This window comes from Haloferax sulfurifontis, from assembly GCF_014635105.1.
Classification (GTDB): domain Archaea; phylum Halobacteriota; class Halobacteria; order Halobacteriales; family Haloferacaceae; genus Haloferax; species Haloferax denitrificans.
Map to the genome: position 1 here is coordinate 1 of NZ_BMCI01000020.1, position 652 is coordinate 652.

Consider the following 652-nt stretch of genomic DNA (forward strand, 5'->3'; position numbering starts at 1 on the left):
GGTCATCACTTGAGCTGCCGGTATTACCGCGGCGGCTGGCACCGGTCTTGCCCAGCTCTTATTCCACGACCGCCTTACAGTCGTGAAAAGCGAGGACTATATGCCCTCGCACTTGGGGTCCCCTTATCGCACTTGCGTGCAGTGTAAAGGTTTCGCGCCTGCTGCGCCCCGTAGGGCCCGGAATCTTGTCTCAGATTCCGTCTCCGGGCTCTTGCTCTCACAACCCGTACCGATTATCGGCACGGTGGGCCGTTACCCCACCGTCTACCTAATCGGCCGCAGACACATCCTACGGCGCCGGAGCGTTTGGGAGAGTCGGCATTTCCAGCGCGACTCTCCTATGAACTATTAGCCTCAGTTTCCCGAGGTTATGGCTCTCCGTAGGGTAGTTTGTCCACGTGTTACTGAGCTTTCCGCAACGAGTCTAAGCTCGTACAACTAGCATGGCTAAATCGGACCCCAATAGCAATGACCTCCGGCAGGATCAACCGGAATGGGTCGCGACCATTTAAACCTGGTCGCGGGGTGTTGGCGGGTGAATGGCAGCGTATTGCTGTCAAATCACCGTTCAAAGGTCCGAGTTCGTATGACATCCGTTCGGATGTCACCGAACTACTAGGGCTAACATCAGATACCGTCTTGCGGCGTACCG

Annotated in this window: 1 rRNA gene; it reads right to left on the bottom strand. The window is 56.6% G+C overall.

Features of this window, described 5'->3' with window-relative positions:
• Positions 1-495 (bottom strand): 16S ribosomal RNA (locus IEV64_RS19770); the annotation flags it as partial.
• Positions 496-652 lie beyond the last annotated feature (157 nt).